Origin of the sequence: Janibacter melonis, from assembly GCF_003721155.3 — a bacterium.
Lineage (GTDB): Bacteria > Actinomycetota > Actinomycetes > Actinomycetales > Dermatophilaceae > Marihabitans > Marihabitans melonis.
This window is the reverse complement of record NZ_CP044548.2, coordinates 2200818-2217501: the sequence shown is the minus strand read 5'-3', so window position 1 is coordinate 2217501 and position 16684 is coordinate 2200818. Positions and strand designations below refer to the sequence as shown.

The 16684-nt window shown below is 74.8% G+C and carries 14 protein-coding genes; 12 read left to right on the top strand and 2 right to left on the bottom strand.

The window, feature by feature from the left end:
- The first annotated feature begins 91 nt into the window (after nucleotides 1-91).
- Nucleotides 92-1495, top strand: a complete 1404-nt coding sequence (locus tag EEW87_RS10555) for a GntP family permease (RefSeq protein WP_192826147.1) — start codon at nucleotides 92-94, stop codon at nucleotides 1493-1495.
- Nucleotides 1496-1559: 64 nt separating this feature from the next.
- Here the strand turns inward: EEW87_RS10555 and EEW87_RS10550 are convergent, their stop codons facing one another.
- Nucleotides 1560-2696, bottom strand: coding sequence for a diacylglycerol/lipid kinase family protein (locus EEW87_RS10550; RefSeq protein ID WP_240341580.1), 1137 nt, complete (start codon nucleotides 2694-2696; stop codon nucleotides 1560-1562).
- A gap of 34 nt (nucleotides 2697-2730) precedes the next feature.
- On the opposite strand from EEW87_RS10550, the gene serS reads away from it, so the two are divergent.
- From serS to EEW87_RS10505, 9 genes are all read left to right on the top strand, one after another.
- Nucleotides 2731-4050 (top strand): serine--tRNA ligase, encoded by a 1320-nt coding sequence (serS, locus tag EEW87_RS10545; protein WP_123093059.1) that lies wholly within the window; start codon nucleotides 2731-2733, stop codon nucleotides 4048-4050.
- On the top strand, nucleotides 4050-5486 hold the full coding sequence (locus tag EEW87_RS10540; RefSeq protein ID WP_123093061.1) for a sensor histidine kinase: 1437 nt from the start codon (nucleotides 4050-4052) through the stop codon (nucleotides 5484-5486). The genes serS and EEW87_RS10540 overlap by 1 nt, the downstream gene beginning before the upstream one ends.
- A gap of 62 nt (nucleotides 5487-5548) precedes the next feature.
- Complete coding sequence (locus tag EEW87_RS10535) at nucleotides 5549-6208, top strand: response regulator transcription factor (RefSeq protein ID WP_123093063.1); 660 nt, start codon at nucleotides 5549-5551, stop codon at nucleotides 6206-6208.
- A gap of 197 nt (nucleotides 6209-6405) precedes the next feature.
- Complete coding sequence (locus EEW87_RS10530) at nucleotides 6406-7608, top strand: glycosyltransferase family protein (RefSeq protein WP_123093065.1); 1203 nt, start codon at nucleotides 6406-6408, stop codon at nucleotides 7606-7608.
- Complete coding sequence (locus EEW87_RS10525; RefSeq protein WP_123093067.1) at nucleotides 7598-8923, top strand: glycosyltransferase family 4 protein; 1326 nt, start codon at nucleotides 7598-7600, stop codon at nucleotides 8921-8923. Before EEW87_RS10530 ends, EEW87_RS10525 begins: the two co-directional genes overlap by 11 nt.
- Nucleotides 8920-10077 (top strand): glycosyltransferase family 4 protein, encoded by a 1158-nt coding sequence (locus EEW87_RS10520; RefSeq protein ID WP_123093069.1) that lies wholly within the window; start codon nucleotides 8920-8922, stop codon nucleotides 10075-10077. Before EEW87_RS10525 ends, EEW87_RS10520 begins: the two co-directional genes overlap by 4 nt.
- Entirely contained in the window at nucleotides 10074-11915 is a 1842-nt protein-coding gene (locus tag EEW87_RS10515) for an ABC transporter ATP-binding protein (RefSeq protein ID WP_123093071.1), read from the top strand. The genes EEW87_RS10520 and EEW87_RS10515 overlap by 4 nt, the downstream gene beginning before the upstream one ends.
- Nucleotides 11912-13024: an aminoglycoside phosphotransferase family protein gene (locus EEW87_RS10510; RefSeq protein WP_123093073.1), complete on the top strand. Its 1113-nt coding sequence runs from the start codon at nucleotides 11912-11914 to the stop codon at nucleotides 13022-13024. Before EEW87_RS10515 ends, EEW87_RS10510 begins: the two co-directional genes overlap by 4 nt.
- On the top strand, nucleotides 13021-14118 hold the full coding sequence (locus EEW87_RS10505) for a hypothetical protein (RefSeq protein ID WP_123093075.1): 1098 nt from the start codon (nucleotides 13021-13023) through the stop codon (nucleotides 14116-14118). Before EEW87_RS10510 ends, EEW87_RS10505 begins: the two co-directional genes overlap by 4 nt.
- Here the strand turns inward: EEW87_RS10505 and EEW87_RS10500 are convergent.
- A complete protein-coding gene (locus EEW87_RS10500) occupies nucleotides 14104-14490 on the bottom strand; it encodes a hypothetical protein (RefSeq protein WP_163562429.1) in 387 nt (128 codons plus the stop codon). The genes EEW87_RS10505 and EEW87_RS10500 overlap by 15 nt on opposite strands.
- A gap of 164 nt (nucleotides 14491-14654) precedes the next feature.
- On the opposite strand from EEW87_RS10500, the gene EEW87_RS10495 reads away from it, so the two are divergent.
- Both EEW87_RS10495 and EEW87_RS10490 read left to right on the top strand, forming a co-directional pair.
- Complete coding sequence (locus EEW87_RS10495) at nucleotides 14655-15977, top strand: sensor histidine kinase (RefSeq protein ID WP_123093077.1); 1323 nt, start codon at nucleotides 14655-14657, stop codon at nucleotides 15975-15977.
- The gene (locus EEW87_RS10490; RefSeq protein WP_123093132.1) at nucleotides 15974-16654 is read left to right on the top strand and encodes a response regulator; all 681 of its coding nucleotides are present in this window, start codon (nucleotides 15974-15976) and stop codon (nucleotides 16652-16654) included. Before EEW87_RS10495 ends, EEW87_RS10490 begins: the two co-directional genes overlap by 4 nt.
- The last annotated feature ends 30 nt before the right edge of the window (nucleotides 16655-16684 follow it).

Genomic DNA, 16684 nt, shown 5'->3' with positions numbered 1-16684 from the left:
CGTGACGTCGGACGACGTGGTTCGCGGCCTGCACGTGGTGGGCGCTGCGTGGTCCCGGGTGCACGCGCGCACCCCGACGAGAGGTCACGTCATGGTCTTCGAGGACGCCCCACCGGTCGCCGCGTACGGCGCGCCGGTCATGCTGCTCATCGCGCTCGCCGCGGTGGCGCTGCTGCTCCTGCTCATCATCAAGCTGCGCATCCACGCCTTCGTCGCGCTCGTCCTCGTCAGCCTGCTGACGGCCGTCGCGACCCGCATCCCCCTCGCCGACGTGCCGTCGACCCTCCTCGACGGCTTCGGCGGCACCCTGGCCAACGTCGCCCTGCTCGTCGGGCTCGGCGTGATGATCGGTCGTCTGCTCGAGGTCACCGGCGGCGCCCAGGTGCTCGCCGACACCCTCATCGGGCGCTTCGGCGAGAAGCGGGCCCCGCTCGCCCTCGGCGTCGCGTCCTTCCTCTTCGGCCTGCCGATCTTCTTCGACGCCGGTCTCGTCGTCATGCTGCCGATCATCTTCAGCGTCGCCCGGCGCTTCGGCGGCTCGGTGCTCACCTACGCCCTGCCCGCCGCCGGCGCCTTCGCCGTGACCCACGCCTTCGTCCCGCCGCACCCCGGACCGGTCGCCGCGGCCGGGCTCGTCGGTGCCGACGTCGGCCTCGTCATCGTCTTCGGCCTGATCATCGGCATCCCGACGTGGTTCATCGCCTGCTACCTGTGGGGCCTGTGGGCCGGGCGCCGCTTCGAGCTGCCCGTCCCCGCCGCGATGACCGTCCAGGACGACCTCGAGGCCGAGGGCGGGGTCCGCGGCCCGCTGCCGTCCTTCGGCACCGTGCTGCTCATCCTCCTGCTGCCCTTCACCCTCATCTTCCTCAACACCGGCATCTCCACCCTCGTGTCCACCGGCGCGATCGCCGAGGGCCAGGCCTGGGCCGACGGGCTCGTCCTGCTCGGGCAGACCCCCGTCGCCCTGCTCATCACCACCCTCGTCGCGATGGTCGTCCTCGGCTGGCGCACCCGCAGCCGCGACGAGGTGGAGACCCTGCTCGGCGACGCCCTCGGCCCCGTGTGCGTCGTCATCCTCGTCACCGGCGCGGGCGGCATGTTCGGCGGCGTGCTCCGCGCCTCGGGCATCGGCACGGCCCTCGAGAGCAGCCTGTCCTCGCTCGGCCTGCCCGTCATCGTCGCGGCCTTCGTCGTCGCCGCAGCGCTGCGCGTCGCCCAAGGCAGCGCGACCGTCGCCCTCACCGTCGCCGGCGGCCTCATGGCGCCAACCGTCGAGGCGGCGAGCGGTCTGAGCAGCATCGACCTCGCGCTCATCGTCATCGCCATCGCCTGCGGCGCGACCGTCCTCTCGCACGTCAACGACTCGGGCTTCTGGCTCGTCAGCCGCTTCTTCGGCATGGACGAGAAGACGACCTTCAAGACGTGGACGGTCATGGAGACCCTCATCGGCGTCGTCGGCTTCGCCTTCGCCCTCACCCTCAGCCTGATCTTCTAGCCCGCACGACGGGCGAAGGGGTGGTCCCACCGGTCGGTGGGGCCACCCCTTCGTCGTCGTCGGGTCAGCGCGAGCGGACGATGAGCGCCTGCCGGTCGATCGTGGCGACGACGTGGCGCGCCTCGCCGAGGACGTCGCCGTCGACCTGCACCGGGTGGGGCTCGTCGACCTCGACCTCGAAGCGCTCGCCCGACGTGCGGGCGAGGTGGGGCATGTCGCGCTCGGAGCGCGAGAGGACGCTCCCGGCCAGCGAGGCCCAGCCGACGATCGTCCGGGGGCTGACGACGACGCAGTCGAGCCGGCCGTCGTCGATCTGCGCCGAGGGCATGAGCTGGATGCCGCCGGTGAGCGTGCCGCAGTTGCCGAAGACGATGGTGCGCGCGGCGACGGGGGTCTGCTCCTGGCCGTCGACGCTCCACCGGATCTTGAAGCGGCGCACGAAGATCTTGCCCAGCCCGGTCGCGAAGTACGCGGGCCAGCCGACGCTCTTCTTCAGGCCCTCGCTCGTGCTGCCCATGATCTCGGCGTCGAAGCCCATGCCGGCCATGACGAGGAAGGGGTGGCGGCGCACGGGCTCGCCGCGCACCGGCTCCTCCGCCTGGCCCTCGTCGTCGGCGACGACCTCGGCCACGGGGTCGAGGTCGAGCCAGGCGACGTCGATCGCCCTGTTGCGACCGGTGCACGCGACCTCGAAGGCCGCCTCGAGGTCGCCGGCGGGGATGTCGAGGTTGCGGGCGAGGAGGTTGCCCGTGCCGCGGGGGAGCAGGCCCATCGGGGTGCGGGTGCCGGCGAGCGCCGCGGCGACCGCGCGGGTCGTGCCGTCGCCACCGAGCGGGCAGACGAGGTCGACGCCCTGCTCGAGGGCGAGGCGGGCCTGGCCGGTCCCCGGGTCCTCGGCGGTCGTCTCGAGGACGACGGGGTCGTCCCAGCCCAGCCGGGCGCTGGCCTGGGCCAGGCTCGCGCGGGTCGCCGCGAGGTCGTCGACCTTCGTCGGGTTGACGACGACGGCGGCCCGCGGACGGCGCGGGGGCTCGGCCTCCGGGTCGGCCTCGGGGCGGAAGGCGCTGCGCGGGGGACGACGGGCGCGGTGCCGACCACGTCCCCGCGGGCCGGGGTCGGTGAGGACCATCCACACGACGAGCGCGCACAGCAGGAGGCAGAGCGCGACGGCGAGCGCGAGCAGGGTCCAGGATCCAGGCACGAGCCGGACGCTACCCCGTCGTTAGGCTGACCCGGTGATCGACATCAAGCAGCTGCGTGACCAGCCCGACCTCGTCCGCGCGAGCCAGCGCGCCCGGGGCGAGGACGACTCCGTCGTCGACGCGATCCTCGCCGCCGACGAGCGCCGCCGCTCCGCCATCGCCGGCTTCGAGTTGGTCCGCGCCGAGCAGAAGGCCTCGGGCAAGGGCCTCGGCCCGATCATGGGCAAGATCAAGGCCGCCAAGACGTCCGGCGAGGACACGAGCGCCCTGCAGGCCGAGGCCGACGAGCTCAAGGCGAAGGGGGCGGCGCTCGCCGCGGAGGTCAAGCGGCTCGACGCGGCCCAGGGCGAGGCCCAGGCCGAGCTCGACCGGCTGCTGCGCACCGTGGGCAACGTCATCGAGCCCGGCGTCCCGACCGGCGGCGAGGACGACTACGTCGTGCTCGACGAGGTCGGCACCGCGCGGGACTTCGCGGCCGAGGGCTTCGAGCCGCGCGACCACCTCGAGCTCGCCGAGGGCCTGGGCGCCCTGGACATGGAGCGCGGGGCGAAGGTCAGCGGCTCGCGCTTCTACTTCCTCACCGGCATCGGCGCGCAGCTCGAGCTCGCGCTGCTCAACATGGCGGTCGCCCAGGCGACGGCGGCCGGCTTCACCCTGATGATCACGCCGGCGCTCGTGTCGCGCGACGTCATGGCCGGGGCGGGCTTCATCGACAGCCACGAGGAGGAGGTGTACCACCTGCCGGCGGACGACCTCTTCCTCACCGGGACCTCCGAGGTGGCCCTCGCGGGCTACCACTCGGGCGAGATCATCGACCTCGCCGACGGCCCGCGCCGCTACGCCGGGTGGTCGACCTGCTTCCGCCGCGAGGCCGGCAGCTACGGCAAGGACACCCGCGGCATCATCCGCGTCCACCAGTTCAACAAGCTCGAGATGTTCGTCTACTGCGACCCGGCCGACGCCGCCGCCGAGCACGAGCGCCTCCTCGCCTGGGAGCGCGAGATGCTCGCGAAGGTCGAGCTGCCCTACCGCGTCATCGACACCGCAGCCGGGGACCTCGGCGGGCCGGCCGCCCGCAAGCTCGACTGCGAGGCGTGGGTGCCGACCCAGGGCCGCTACCGCGAGCTCACCTCGACGTCGAACTGCACGACCTACCAGGCACGCCGTCTGGGCACCCGCTTCAAGGACGGCGACGGGCGCACCCAGGTCGCGGCCACGCTCAACGGCACGCTCGCCACGACCCGTTGGCTCGTCGCGATCCTCGAGAACCACCAGCAGCCGGACGGGTCGGTGCGCGTGCCGGAGGCGCTGCGTCCCTTCCTCGGCAAGGACGTCCTCACCCCCCTTCGCTGATGGTCGGGCGCCAGCACGGCATCGCCGGGCGGCTCGTCGCCCTGGTGACGGCCACGCTGGCGCTCGCGCTCGTCCTCGCCGGTGTCATCGCCTACGTCGTCCAGCGCGCCGAGGTCCTCGAGCAGGCCGACGGCGAGCTGCTCCAGGAGGTCGAGGAGCTGCGCCAGCTCTCCGACCAGTCCGCGGCCGACCGGCCCTACCGCGACGTCGGGGTCCTCCTCGAGGACTTCCTGCGCTTCAGCGTGCCCGGCAGCGACGAGTCGATGATCGCCTTCGTCGGCGACTCGCGCGTGCCGGCCCTCGTCTCCGGCGGCGAGCGCCGCATCGACCTCACCGAGCCGGCCGTCATCGACGCGGTGCTCACCCAGCGCCGGCCGGACGAGACCGTGCTGACCACCGTCGAGACGCCGACCCAGGACCTGCGCATCGCGATCACCCCGGTGCAGGGCGACGACGGCCAGGGCACGCTCGTCGTCGGCATCGACCGCGGTGCCCGCCTCGACCGGGTCGACTCCCTCCTCAGCGCCTACGGGGTCGGCGCCCTGCTCACCCTGCTGCTCGCCGGGGCCGTCCTCCTCGTCGCCGTGCGTCGCCTGCTCTCCCCGCTCGGCGACCTCGTCGAGGCGGCCGAGCAGATCGACGACCGTGAGCTCTCGCGCCGGGTCGTCGTGCCCGAGCAGCGCACCGAGGTGGCCTCGCTCGCGACCTCGCTCAACACGATGCTCGAACGGCTCGAGTCCTCCTTCGTCGCCCAGCGCCGCTTCCTCGACGACACCGCGCACGAGCTGCGCACCCCGCTGACGATCATGCGGGGCAACCTCGAGGTGCTCGACGCGGAGGACGTCGAGGACGTCGAGGCGACCCGCCACATCGAGCTCGTCGAGATCGACCGCATGCGCCGCATCGTCGACGACCTGCTCCTCCTCGCCCGGCTCGACCGGCCCGACTTCGTGCGCCCGGCCCCCATCGACGCTCGCGACCTCCACGCCGACCTCCTCGCGCTCGTCCCCGCGCTCGGCGACCACGAGTGGGTCGACGACGGGTGCGTCGAGGGCGTCGTCCACGTCGACCGCGACCGGGTCGTCCAGGCCGTGCAGCAGCTGTGCGCCAACGCCGTGAAGTTCTCCGAGCCCGGCTCGCAGATCCGGCTGCGCACCGCCTGGCGCGGGGCGGGCGAGGACCGCGCGCTCGTGCTCTCCGTCGCCGACGACGGGGTCGGCATCGCCCCAGAGGAGCAGGAGGCGGTCTTCGAGCGCTTCGGCCGCGCCGAGGGCCAGCGCGCCGTCGAGGGCAGCGGCCTCGGGCTGCCCATCGTGCGGGCCATCGCCCACGCCCACGGCGGCGAGATCGAGCTCGACTCGCGACCGGGGGAGGGGAGCACTTTCTCCCTCGTCGTCCCGGCGCCCGAGCCCGAGCCGTCACCGCGGGCTCGGTAGCCTGGCCGCACCCGGGCACCCGCCCGACCCGGACCGTCCCCGGCCCGCAGGAGGGCACACCCATGGCGCGCATCCTCATCGTCGAGGACGAGGAGCACCTCTCCCGCTTCATCGACAAGGGCCTGCGCAAGGCAGGCTTCGAGACCGTCGTCGCCGCGGACGGCATGACCGCGCTCGAGCACGCGACCGGCGGCGGCGTCGACCTCGTCGTCCTCGACGTCGGGCTGCCGCGCATGGACGGCTTCACGGTGCTCAAGCTCATCCGCGGCATGGACGTCGAGGTGCCGGTCATCATGTGCACCGCACGTGACTCCGCCGACGACAAGGTCGCCGGTCTCGAGGGCGGCGCCGACGACTACCTCGCCAAGCCGTACACCTTCGCCGAGCTGCTCGCCCGGATCCGGCTGCGGCTGCGCGACCGCGCCCCCGGCACCCCCGAGGTCACGGTGCTCGAGCGCGGCGAGGTCTCGCTCGACGTCGTCGCCCGTGAGGTGCGCCTCGACGGCGCCCCGGTGACCCTGTCGGCGCGCGAGTTCTCGTTGCTGCGCACCTTCCTCGAGCACCCCGGTCAGGTGCTCTCGCGCGAGCAGCTCATCGAGCGCGTCTGGGACGGCGCCGAGACGAGCAGCAACGTCGTCGACGTGTACATCGGCTACCTGCGGCACAAGATCGGCGCCGAGCGGATCGTCACCGTCCGCGGGCTGGGCTACCGCCTCGCCTGAGCCGCGCGGCTCCCCTTCGCCCTCGCCCCCCTTCGCCGAGGTATGGCAATCGGTCGGCCAGACCCCCCTCTGGCCTGCAGATCTCCATACCTCGCGAAGGGGGGGCGACGGGGGAAGGCGAAGGGGGCGCCGCGCGGATGAGAGGGCTCTCACCATCGGCTCACGGGCGGCTCATCGCGACGCAGTTGCATGTCCGCATGCGCATCGCCACCTCGCCCGCACCGACCTCAGCGCCCCTGCGCGTCGCGCTGTACTCCCACGACTCGGTGGGGCTGGGCCACCAGCGCCGCAACCTCGCCATAGCCCACGCCCTGCGGACCCACCTGCCGGCCCTCACCGGGCGTGAGGTCACCGGGCTGCTCCTCACCGGCGTCGAGCGGGTCGTCGGCCACCTGCCGGCCGACTTCGACGTCGTGCGCCTGCCGGGCATCGCCAAGGACGCCCACGGCTACGCGCCGCGCGAGATGAGCGTGCCGATGACCGACCTCATCGACGTGCGTCGCGCGATCCTCTCCGGCGCGCTCGGGGCCCTCGCCCCCGACCTCGTCGTCGTCGACCGGCACGCCTTCGGCGTCGACGACGAGCTGCTCGAGCCCCTGCGCCGGCTGCGCCGCGAGCAGCCCGGCACCCGCGTCGTCCTCGGGCTGCGCGAGGTGCTCGACGAGCCCGAGGTCGCCGTGCGCGAGTGGCGTCGCGTCGGCTCCGAGCGGGTGCGCGAGCTCTTCGACGCGATCTGGGTCTACGGCGACGAGCGGGTCACCGACCTGCGCGCCACGGGCGCCGTGCCCGCCGAGCTGCACGACCTCGTCGTCCACACCGGCTACCTCTCCGCCGACCGCGCGACCCGCAGCTTCTTGCGCGAGCTGCAGCGCCCGTACCTGCTGACGACCGTCGGCGGCGGGCACGACGGCGAGGACCTGTGCCGGGCCGCGGTCCAGGCGCCGGTCCCCGAGGGCCTCGGCCACGTCGTCGTCGTGGGCCCCCAGGCGACCCCGAGCCGGCGCGAGGAGCTGCAGGCGCTCGCCGGGCCGCGCACCGAGGTGCTCGACGAGGTGCCCGAGGGCCTGCTGGCCATCCGCTCCGCCGAGGCCGTCGCCTGCATGGGCGGCTACAACACCGTGTGCGAGGTGATGAGCACCGACCGACCCGCCGTCGTCGTGCCCCGGGAGGAGCCGCGCCAGGAGCAGCTCATCCGGGCCCGCTCGCTCGAGGCCACCGGCGCCCTCGACGTCATCCGCGCCGCCGAGCTCACCCCCGAGCGGCTCGGCCGCTGGTTCGCCGACAACCTCCACCGCAGCGTCGACCGCAGCCACCTGCGCCGCGACGGGCTGGCCGCCGTCGCCGGCCACGCGGCCGACCTGCTCGCCACGACCCCCCAGGAGATCCGCCATGCGGTCTGAGACCCTCGCCCCCGCGCGCACCAGCGCCCCGCCGTCGCCGTCCGCCCCGCCGTCGACGACGCCGTCCCCGACCACCGCGTCGTGCGGCGCCCCCGCGACCGCCACCGAGCGCGTCGGCTACGTCGTCAAGGTCTACCCGCGATTCTCGGAGACCTTCGTCGTCACCGAGGTCCTCGCCCGTGAGGCCCAGGGCGAGGACCTCGAGATCTTCGCGCTGCGCCCGACGACCGACACCCACTTCCACCCGGCGCTCGCCCGCGTGCACGCCCCCGTCACCTACCTGCCCCGTGCCCTCAAGGCCTCCGAGCTGTGGGCGAGCATCGCCCGCGCCCATGCCGTGCTGCCCGACCTCGGGCCGCGCCTGGCCGAGCTGCTTCCCCTCACGACGCGGCTGGCCGCGGACGAGGTCGCCCAGGGCGTCGAGCTCGCGATCGCCGTGCGCACCCGGGGGATCACCCGGCTGCACGCGCACTTCGCGTCGGCGCAGGCCCGCGTCGCCGCGGTGGCCGCGCACCTCGCCCAGGTCCCGTGGAGCGTCACCACCCACGCCAAGGACATCTTCCACGACGAGGTCGACCTCGACCTTCTCGCCGACCTGCTGCACGGCGCGAGCACGGTCGTCGCGATCAGCGCGTACAACGAGCAGCACCTCGGCCGGGTCGCGCCGCGGGCCCGCGTCGCCCGGGTCGCGAACGGTCTCGACCTCACCGGCTTCGGCTACCGCGAGCCGGGGCCGGTCGCGGACCCCCTTCGCGTCCTCGCCGTCGGCCGGCTCGTCGAGAAGAAGGGCTTCGACGTCCTCCTCGACGCGCTCGCGACCGCCCGCGCCGCCGGGCTCGAGGTCCGCGCGGAGGTCGCCGGGTCCGGCGAGCTCGGCCCCGACCTCCTCGCCCGCACTCACGCGCTCGGTCTCGACGACGTCGTCACCTGGCTGGGCGCGCGGCCGCAGGACGAGGTGCTCGCGCTGCTGCGGCAGGCCGACGTCTTCGTCGCGCCGTGCGTCGTCGGCGCCGACGGCAACGCCGACGGGCTTCCGACGGTCATCCTCGAGGCGATGGCGGTGGGCACGCCCGTCATCTCGACCGCCGTCACCGGGATCCCCGAGGTCGTCCGCGGCACCGTCGCCGACCCCGTCACCGGGGTGCTCCTCGAGCCGGGGGACCCGGGTGCCCTCGCCGACGCGCTGCGCGCCGTCGCGGCCGACGCCTTCCCTCGCGCCGACGTCGCCCGCCGCGCCCGCGACCTCGTCGAGCGCGACCACGACACCACCCGCCAGGCCGCCCTCCTGGCCCGATCGACAGGAGCCGTCGCATGAGAGTCGCCTACGTCTGCGCCGACCCCGGCGTCCCCGCCTTCGGCACGAAGGGGGCCTCGGTCCACATCCAGGAGATGGTCCGGGCCTGGCGGGCGAAGGGGGCGCAGGTCCACCTCTACGTCGTCCGCACCGGAGACCACGTGCCCGACGACCTCCTCGACGTCCCGGTGACCCACGTGCCGGTCGGCCGACCGGCCGACGGCGGGACGGCCGGGCGCGAGCGCGCGCAGCGGGTCGCCGCGGACGCGCTGGCCCGGGCCGTGCTCGCCGACGGCGCGGACGTCGTGCACGAGCGCTACTCCCTCTTCTCCACCGCGCTCGCTCAGGTGACGGCTCGCACCGGCGCCGTCGGCCTGCTCGAGGTCAACTCCCCGCTCGTCGAGGAGCAGGCGCAGCACCGCGAGCTCGACGACGCCGCGGGCGCCCTGGCCGCGCTCCGGACCCAGGCGGCGGCCGCCGACCGGGTGCTCGCCGTCTCCGGCCCCGTGTCTGACTGGGTGCGCACGCACGTGCCCTCGGCGCGGGTCGTCATCACCCCCAACGGCGTCGACCCCGGTCGCATCCACGCCGTCGCGCCCGACCGCGTGGGCGCGCCGGTCGTCGTCTTCGTCGGCACGCTCAAGCCGTGGCACGGCGTCGAGCACCTGCTCGACGCGGCTGCCCTGGCCCGTCGACCGTGGCAGGTGCGCGTCGTCGGCGACGGCCCTCAGGCGAGCGCCCTGCGCGAGCGCGCCGACCGGCTCGGCCTGAGCGTCGACTTCCGCGGTGCGGTGACCCCGCAGGAGGTGCCCACGCACCTCGAGGGAGCCGCGGTCGCGGTCGCGCCCTACCCGGCGGGGGAGGACCAGTACTTCTCGCCGCTCAAGGTGCTCGAGTACAGCGCCGCCGCCCTGCCCGTCGTCGCGAGCGACGTCGGCCAGCTCGGCGACCTCGTCCACGACGGCGTCACCGGGCTGCTCGTGCCGCCGTCGGACCCCGAGGCGCTCGCCGCCGCCGTCGACGCGCTCGTGTCCGTCCCCGACCGGGCCGAGCGGATGGGACGCGCCGGCCGCCGCCGGGTCGTGCGCCAGCACACCTGGCTCCACGTGCTCGACCGCGCGACGGCCGGGCTGGCCCTGCCCTGGGCGGGCGCGCGCGAGGAGGCGACGGCATGAGCCGCGACCAGGGCGCGCTGCGCCGGACCCTGGGCGTCCTGCGGCCCCACCTGCCCGAGCAGCGCCTGCTCATCGGGGCCGGCGCCCTCGCCCTCGTCCTCGAGGTGCTCTTCCGGGTCCTCGAGCCGTGGCCGGTCAAGGTCGTCGTCGACGCCGTGACCCGCTCGCTCGGCGCCGACCTCGCGACGAGCGGACCGGAGGCCGGACCCGCGCTGCTCGGCGCCGCCGCGCTCGCGACGATCGCCCTCGTCGGGCTGCGCGCGGTGTGCAACTACCTCGCGACGATCGCCTTCGCGCTCGTCGGCAGCCGCGTCGCCACCCAGCTGCGCCAGCGCACCTTCGACCACGTCACCGCGCTGTCGAAGGGGTACCACTCGCGCAACGGGTCGGCCGACATCGTGCAGCGGCTCGTCGGCGACGTCGGCAAGCTCCAGGAGGTCGCGGTCACCGCGGGTCTGCCGCTGCTCGTCAACGTCTTCACCCTCGTCGTCATGACCGGCGTGATGATCTGGCTCGACCCGCTCCTCGCGCTCGTCGTCGTCGCCGCGTCGCTCGTCTTCGTGCTCCTCTCGCGCGGCAGCACGAGCCAGATCACCGTCGCCTCGCGCAAGACGCGCCGCAGCGAGGGCGAGCTGGCCGGGGTCGCGCAGGAGGCCATCGGCGCGATCCCCGTCGTCCAGGCGTACACGCTCGAGGGCGCGCTCTCGCGCTCCTTCGGCGGGAGCAACGACCGGGCGCTGCGCGACGGGGTGAGGGCCCGTCGCCTCGCCGCCGGTCTCGAGCGCTCGACCGACGTCGTCGTCGGGCTCGCGACGGCCGCCGTGATCTTCGTCGGCGGCTGGCGGGTCGTGCAGCAGGTGATGACCCCCGGCGACCTCGTCCTCTTCCTCACCTACCTCAAGACCTCGATGAAGCCGCTGCGCGACATCGCGAAGTACACCGGGCGGATCTCGCGCTCGGCCGCCTCGGGCGAGCGGGTCGCCGACCTGCTCGACGAGGTGCCGGAGATCCTCTCGCCGCAGGAGCCCGTGCGCCCCTCCCGCGTCCGCGGTGCGCTCACGCTGCGCGACGTCGTCGCCGGGTACGGCCCCGGCCGGCGGGTGCTCGACCGGGTCGACCTCGACATCCCCGCCGGCCAGCGGGTCGCCCTCGTCGGCCCGAGCGGGTCCGGCAAGTCCACGCTCACCGCGCTGCTCGCCCGGCTGCAGGACCCCCAGGGCGGCTCGGTCCGGCTCGACGGGCACGACCTGCGCGACCTCGAGCTGTCGCTCGTGCGTCGTGAGGTCACCCTCCTGCTGCAGGAGTCCGTGCTCTTCACCGGCACCATCGCCGACAACATCCGTCAGGGGCGGCCGGACGCCACGCTCGAGGAGGTGTGGGAGGCCGCCCGTCGGGCTCGCGCCCACGACTTCGTCATGGAGCAGCCCGACGCCTACGAGACGGTCGTCGGCGAGCGCGGCTCGACGCTGTCGGGCGGGCAGCGCCAGCGCATCGCCATCGCCCGGGCGATGCTGCGCGACAGCGCCGTCGTCGTGCTCGACGAGGCGACGAGCGGGCTCGACCCGAAGAACGCCGCCGCCGTGCGGACCGGGCTCGACGAGCTGACCCGGGGTCGCACGACCCTCGTCGTCACGCACGACGAGCAGACCGCGCGGGCGTGCGACCGCATCATCTGGCTCGAGGACGGCCGGGTGCGCTGGGACGGAGGCCCCCACGACGAGATGCCGAGCGGCCATGCCTTCCGACCTGATGACCCGGGCACGGCGCTCGTCCCGGGCGACCACCGGGTCGTGCGTGACGGCGCCGAGGACACCGTGCCGATCCCGGTGCGGGCATGAGCCGCCACGCGACGCTGCACGTCGCCCTCGACCCGGACCGGGTCGGCGAGCTGGTCGGCGCCGACGTGCGGGTCACCCGTCTGCGGCACAAGCCGGGGCAGTACACCGTCGCGGCGCTCGCGGACGCGACCGGCCCGACCGGCTGGCTGCGGCTCACCCCTCACCAGGACCGCGCGGCGCGCGACGCGGAACGCGCGGCGCGTGTCGGGCGTCGGGTCGAGGTGGTCGAGGCCGACGGCCTCGTCCTCGTGCACGGCGACCTGTGGACCGACCCCCGTCTGGCGCGGGTGCTGCACCGTGCGGCCGATCTCGTCGACGCCTCCGTCGTCGTGCGGCACAACCCGCTGCGCCGCCTCGTCCTGCGGCGCGGCACGACGCAGATCCGCGTCACGACGAAGGCCCAGCCCGACGTGCACCGGCTCGTCCCCGCCCTCGCGGAGGAGAGCCTGGCCGCGGCCCCCCGCGGGCGCGCCTCGAGCCGGGTCACCCGGTGGGAGTGGGTGCCGGGCGAGAGCCTCGACGCCATCTCCGGCCGCGGAGACCTCGGCGCGCGTCGCGCCGGCGAGATCGCCGGCGGGCTGCTCGCCCGGCTGCACCAGGTCCCCGTACCAGCCGGTGCGCACGAGCGGCTGCCGCAGCGCGCGGGCTGGGACGACGGGGCCCTGCGCGCCACCGCCCGAGGTCTGGCCGAGGTCGACGCCGAGCTCGGTGCTCGCGCCGCCGGTCTCGTCGACCGGCTCCCCGCGGTCCCCGTCGGCGCACCGGTGCTGCTGCACGGCGACTGGTCGAGCGACCAGCTCGTCGTCGGCGAGCACGGCGCGCGGATGATCGACCTCGACCGGGCCGGCTCCGGGCCGGCGCTGCGGGACCTCGCCTCCTATCTCGCCGTCGAGGCGCTGCGGACCGGCGACCCCGAGGGGGCGGGCGCGGCCGGGCTGCGCACCGGGTACGAGGAGGGCGGCGGGAGCTGGCCCGGCGACGCCGCGGTGCGGTCGGCGAGCGCGGCCGCTCTCCTGTCCCGGGCGAAGGAGCCCCTGCGCCGGGCGGAGCCGACGTGGCGCGACGGGGTCGGGCGCACCCTCGACCTCGCCGAGGAGCTGCTGCGATGAGCGTCGTGCCCGAGCGGGTCGACCTCGGCGGGGACGAGCTGCGCGTCGGTCGGGCCTGGCCGAAGGACCTGTCCGCCGACCGGCTCTCTCTACGCGTCGAGGGCCGCGACGGCTCCGACCGGCTGCGCGCCGGCGAGCTCGACCTCACCCGGTCGCGCGGACGCTGGCAGGTCGGCGAGGTGAGGGTCCTCCCCTTCGCGACCGACCCGCGTCTGCCCGGGCTGGCCGGGCTGGCCGGGCTCGACGGCACCCTGCTCGTCCACCGCGGCGGCCGTCGAGCGGTGCTGCGAGAGGCCGGGTCCTACACGAAGGTCGTCCGCCCGGGTGCGCTGGACGCGGTGCTGCAGGCCCATCGCACCGGAGCCCGGCTCGCCGCACGCGCCGGCTGGGCCGCCCCCGCCGCCGAGGTGGTGCCGGGTCGGCCCGGGACGATCCGGCTGAGCACCGTGCCCGGCGCGCCCCTGCACGACCTCGGATTGCGCGGTGACGAGGAGGCGGTGCGCAGGGGGTGGGGCGCCTTCGCCGAGGGCTGGCCCGAGGTCGTCGCCGGTGACGCGAGCGAGCTGCCCGCGCACGACGCGAGCGCCGAGGTCCAGGTCGCCGAGCGGGCCGTGCGTCAGGCCCTCGACGCGTGGTCGCCCCCGGCGCAGGTCCGCCTGGGCGTCGAGCGAGCGCTCGACCTCACGGTCGCCGCGCTGCTCGACGACGCGGGGGCCCCCGCCGTGCCCAGCCACCGCGACCTCCACGACAAGCAGCTGCTCGTCGGCGAGGGTCTCGGGCTGCTCGACCTCGACACCGCCGCTCGTGCCGAGCCCGAGCTCGACCTGGCCAACCTCCTCGAGCACGTGCGCCTGCGCGGCCGGCAGGGCCTGTGGTCGCCGGCGGTCGTCGCGCTCGGCGAGGAGGGCGTGCGCCGGGCCGCCGAGCGGGTCGGTGCCGACCCGCGGCGGCTGGCCGCCTACCGCGCCGCGACCCGGCTGCGCCTCGCGGGGATCTACCTCTTCCGGCCGAGATGGGCGGGTCTCGCCCGCACCGAGCTCGAGCTGGTGGCGTCGGCACCGCCTCTCATGAGAGCGCTCTCATGCGGGTCTTAGCGCGCCGTCATGCTCGGCTGGGAGGCTGGGCGTCATGAAGGTCATGGCAGCAGTCGTCGGGTTCCTCCTCGTGGGCGCCGCATCGGTCCTGCTCTGGGTCCAGGCGAGCGCCCCCGCCCCCGAGACCGTCCCGGGCGTGCGCATCGGCAGCGCGACCACGGAGCCCGCGGCCCGCAGCACCTCGAGCAGCTCGAGCAGCTCGACGTCCTCCTCGACGAGCTCCTCCTCGACGAGCTCCTCCTCGAAGAGCTCGTCGACGAAGAGCTCGTCGTCGAAGACCCCGACGAGGCCCACGTCCTCGACGACCCGCACCCCGGCGCGCACGACGACCGCACCGCCCTCGCCGCGCACCGTCGCCCCGAGCCCGCGCACCTACGACGACGACGACGATGACGACGTCGAGACCGAGGACCGCGACGACGACGAGTGGGACGACGACTGAGGCCACCCCCTTCGCCCGTCTGCTGGCTCCCGTGCGCCGTGTCTCCGTCTCGCGACGGAGGCGCGGCGCACCTGCGCTCTCCTAGGGTGTCGGGGTGGTCCTCATCGACACCCTGCGCCGGTTCTTCGCGATCGACGACCCCTGGGAGCGCCCGGGGAGCGAGGTGACCCGCCAGGACGCGCTCATCACCGCGGGGACCGCCGTGCTCAGCCTGCTCACCGTCGAGCTCATGCGCGGGGTCGGGGTGCTCGAGGCCGTCGACCACCCCGTCTGGGTGCAGTGGCTCGTCACCGCCGGGCCCTGCCTGCTCCTGCTCGGCCGCCGCCGGTGGCCGCTCACGATGCTCGTCGTCGGCTCGGTGGCCTACTGGGCGATCGCGACCTTCGCCAGCCCGATGGCGAGCCTGCTGTCGACGCAGCTCGTCTACTTCGCCGTCGTCTACTCCGGTGTCGCCTACGCCCGCCGGCGCTCCGAGATGGTCCTCGTCGTCGGCGCCGTGCTCGTCGGGATGTTCGCCTGGCTGGTCTGGAGCCTCGCCGTGGGCAGCGCCGTCGACGACATGCTCGCCGGGAGCGACCCGGCCAACCGGTCGCGCGCGATCGTCGCCGGCATCGCGCTGACGACCCTCATCAACGTCGTCTACTTCGGCGGCGCCGTCCTCGTCGGCCAGAGCGCCTGGCGCAACCGCCGGCAGCGGGCCCGTCTCGAGGACCAGGCGAGCACGATCTCGGCGCAGTCCGAGGAGCTGAGCGAGCGCGCCGTCGTCGAGGAGCGGCTGCGCATCGCCCGCGAGCTGCACGACGTCGTCGCCCACCACGTCTCCGTCATCGGCGTCCAGGCAGCCGGCGCGCGGCGCGTGCTCCAGCGCGACCCGGTCGCCGCGACGGACGCCCTCGGGGTCATCGAGAGCTCGAGCCGCGAGGCGGTCACCCAGATGCGATCGCTGCTGCGCACCCTGCGCACGGCGACGCCGGTCGTCACCCAGGAGGAGCACCGCGGCCCGGAGCCGCACCTGGGCGACATCGCCCGGCTCGTCGCCGAGCGCGACGGGCCGGTGCTCCACGTCGAGCACGAGGTCGTGCTCGACTGCGAGGAGGCCCTCGACGCCGTGCCGGCCGCCGTCGGGCACAGCATGTACCGCACCGCCCAGGAGGCGTTGACCAACGTCGCGAAGCACTCGACCGCCCGGACCGCCCGGGTCGTCGTGCGGGTGCGGACCCGGTCGGGCTCCCCCTTCGCCGAGGTCGAGGTGACCGACGACGGTCGCGCCCGGGCCGGGAGCACCGGCTCCGGCCTGGGTCACATGGGCATCCGCGAGCGGGCCGGGCTCCTCGGCGGCACGGTCGAGGTCGGGCCGCGGGCGACCGGCGGCTACCGTGTGCGGCTCAGGGTCCCGCTCGAAGGGGGAGACGCATGAGCGAGCAGGCGACGCACGAGGCACCGCTGCGGCTCCTCCTCGTCGACGACCAGCGCCTCATCCGGGCCGGCTTCGCGATGATGCTCGGCGTCGAGCCCGACATCGAGGTCGTCGGCGAGGCCGGCGACGGTGCCGAGGCGGTCGAGCGGGCCGCCGAGCTGCGCCCCGACCTCGTCCTCATGGACGTCCAGATGCCCGGCATGGACGGCATCGCCGCGACCCGCGAGATCGTGCGGCAGGGCCTCGGGCAGGTCGTCGTCCTCACGACCTTCGACCGCGACGACTACCTCTTCGACGCGCTGCGGGCGGGGGCGAGCGGCTTCCTGCTGAAGAACGCCGAGGCCGAGCAGCTCGTCGACGCCGTGCGGGCCGTCGGCCGCGGCCACTCCCTCCTCGCGCCGGAGGTCACCCGCCGCGTCATCAGCGCGATGGTGACGAGCGAGACGACCGAGGCCGCCTCGTCGGGCGACACCCCCGACCTCGGCGTGCTCACCGAGCGCGAGCGCGAGGTGCTCGTCGCGGTGGGGCGCGGGCTGTCGAACTCCGAGATCTCGCGCGAGCTCTACATCGGCGAGGCCACGGTGAAGACCCACGTGAGCAACGTCCTGGCCAAGCTGCAGCTGCGCGACCGGGTGCAGGCCGTCGTGCTCGCCCACCAGGCGGGCGTCGTCGGCTGAGCCCTCCCTCCTCAGGGGGAGGACGGGGCC

Bases quoted from the DNA above. Each gene is read 5' to 3' on its own strand.
- EEW87_RS10520 (WP_123093069.1), top strand. From the start codon at position 8,920: ATGAGAGTCGCCTACGTCTGCGCCGACCCCGGCGTCCCCGCCTTCGGC.
- EEW87_RS10535 (WP_123093063.1), top strand. From the start codon at position 5,549: ATGGCGCGCATCCTCATCGTCGAGGACGAGGAGCACCTCTCCCGCTTC.
- EEW87_RS10490 (WP_123093132.1), top strand. From the start codon at position 15,974: ATGAGCGAGCAGGCGACGCACGAGGCACCGCTGCGGCTCCTCCTCGTC.
- EEW87_RS10530 (WP_123093065.1), top strand. From the start codon at position 6,406: ATGCGCATCGCCACCTCGCCCGCACCGACCTCAGCGCCCCTGCGCGTC.
- EEW87_RS10515 (WP_123093071.1), top strand. From the start codon at position 10,074: ATGAGCCGCGACCAGGGCGCGCTGCGCCGGACCCTGGGCGTCCTGCGG.
- EEW87_RS10505 (WP_123093075.1), top strand. From the start codon at position 13,021: ATGAGCGTCGTGCCCGAGCGGGTCGACCTCGGCGGGGACGAGCTGCGC.
- EEW87_RS10540 (WP_123093061.1), top strand. From the start codon at position 4,050: ATGGTCGGGCGCCAGCACGGCATCGCCGGGCGGCTCGTCGCCCTGGTG.
- EEW87_RS10510 (WP_123093073.1), top strand. From the start codon at position 11,912: ATGAGCCGCCACGCGACGCTGCACGTCGCCCTCGACCCGGACCGGGTC.
- EEW87_RS10555 (WP_192826147.1), top strand. From the start codon at position 92: ATGGTCTTCGAGGACGCCCCACCGGTCGCCGCGTACGGCGCGCCGGTC.
- EEW87_RS10525 (WP_123093067.1), top strand. From the start codon at position 7,598: ATGCGGTCTGAGACCCTCGCCCCCGCGCGCACCAGCGCCCCGCCGTCG.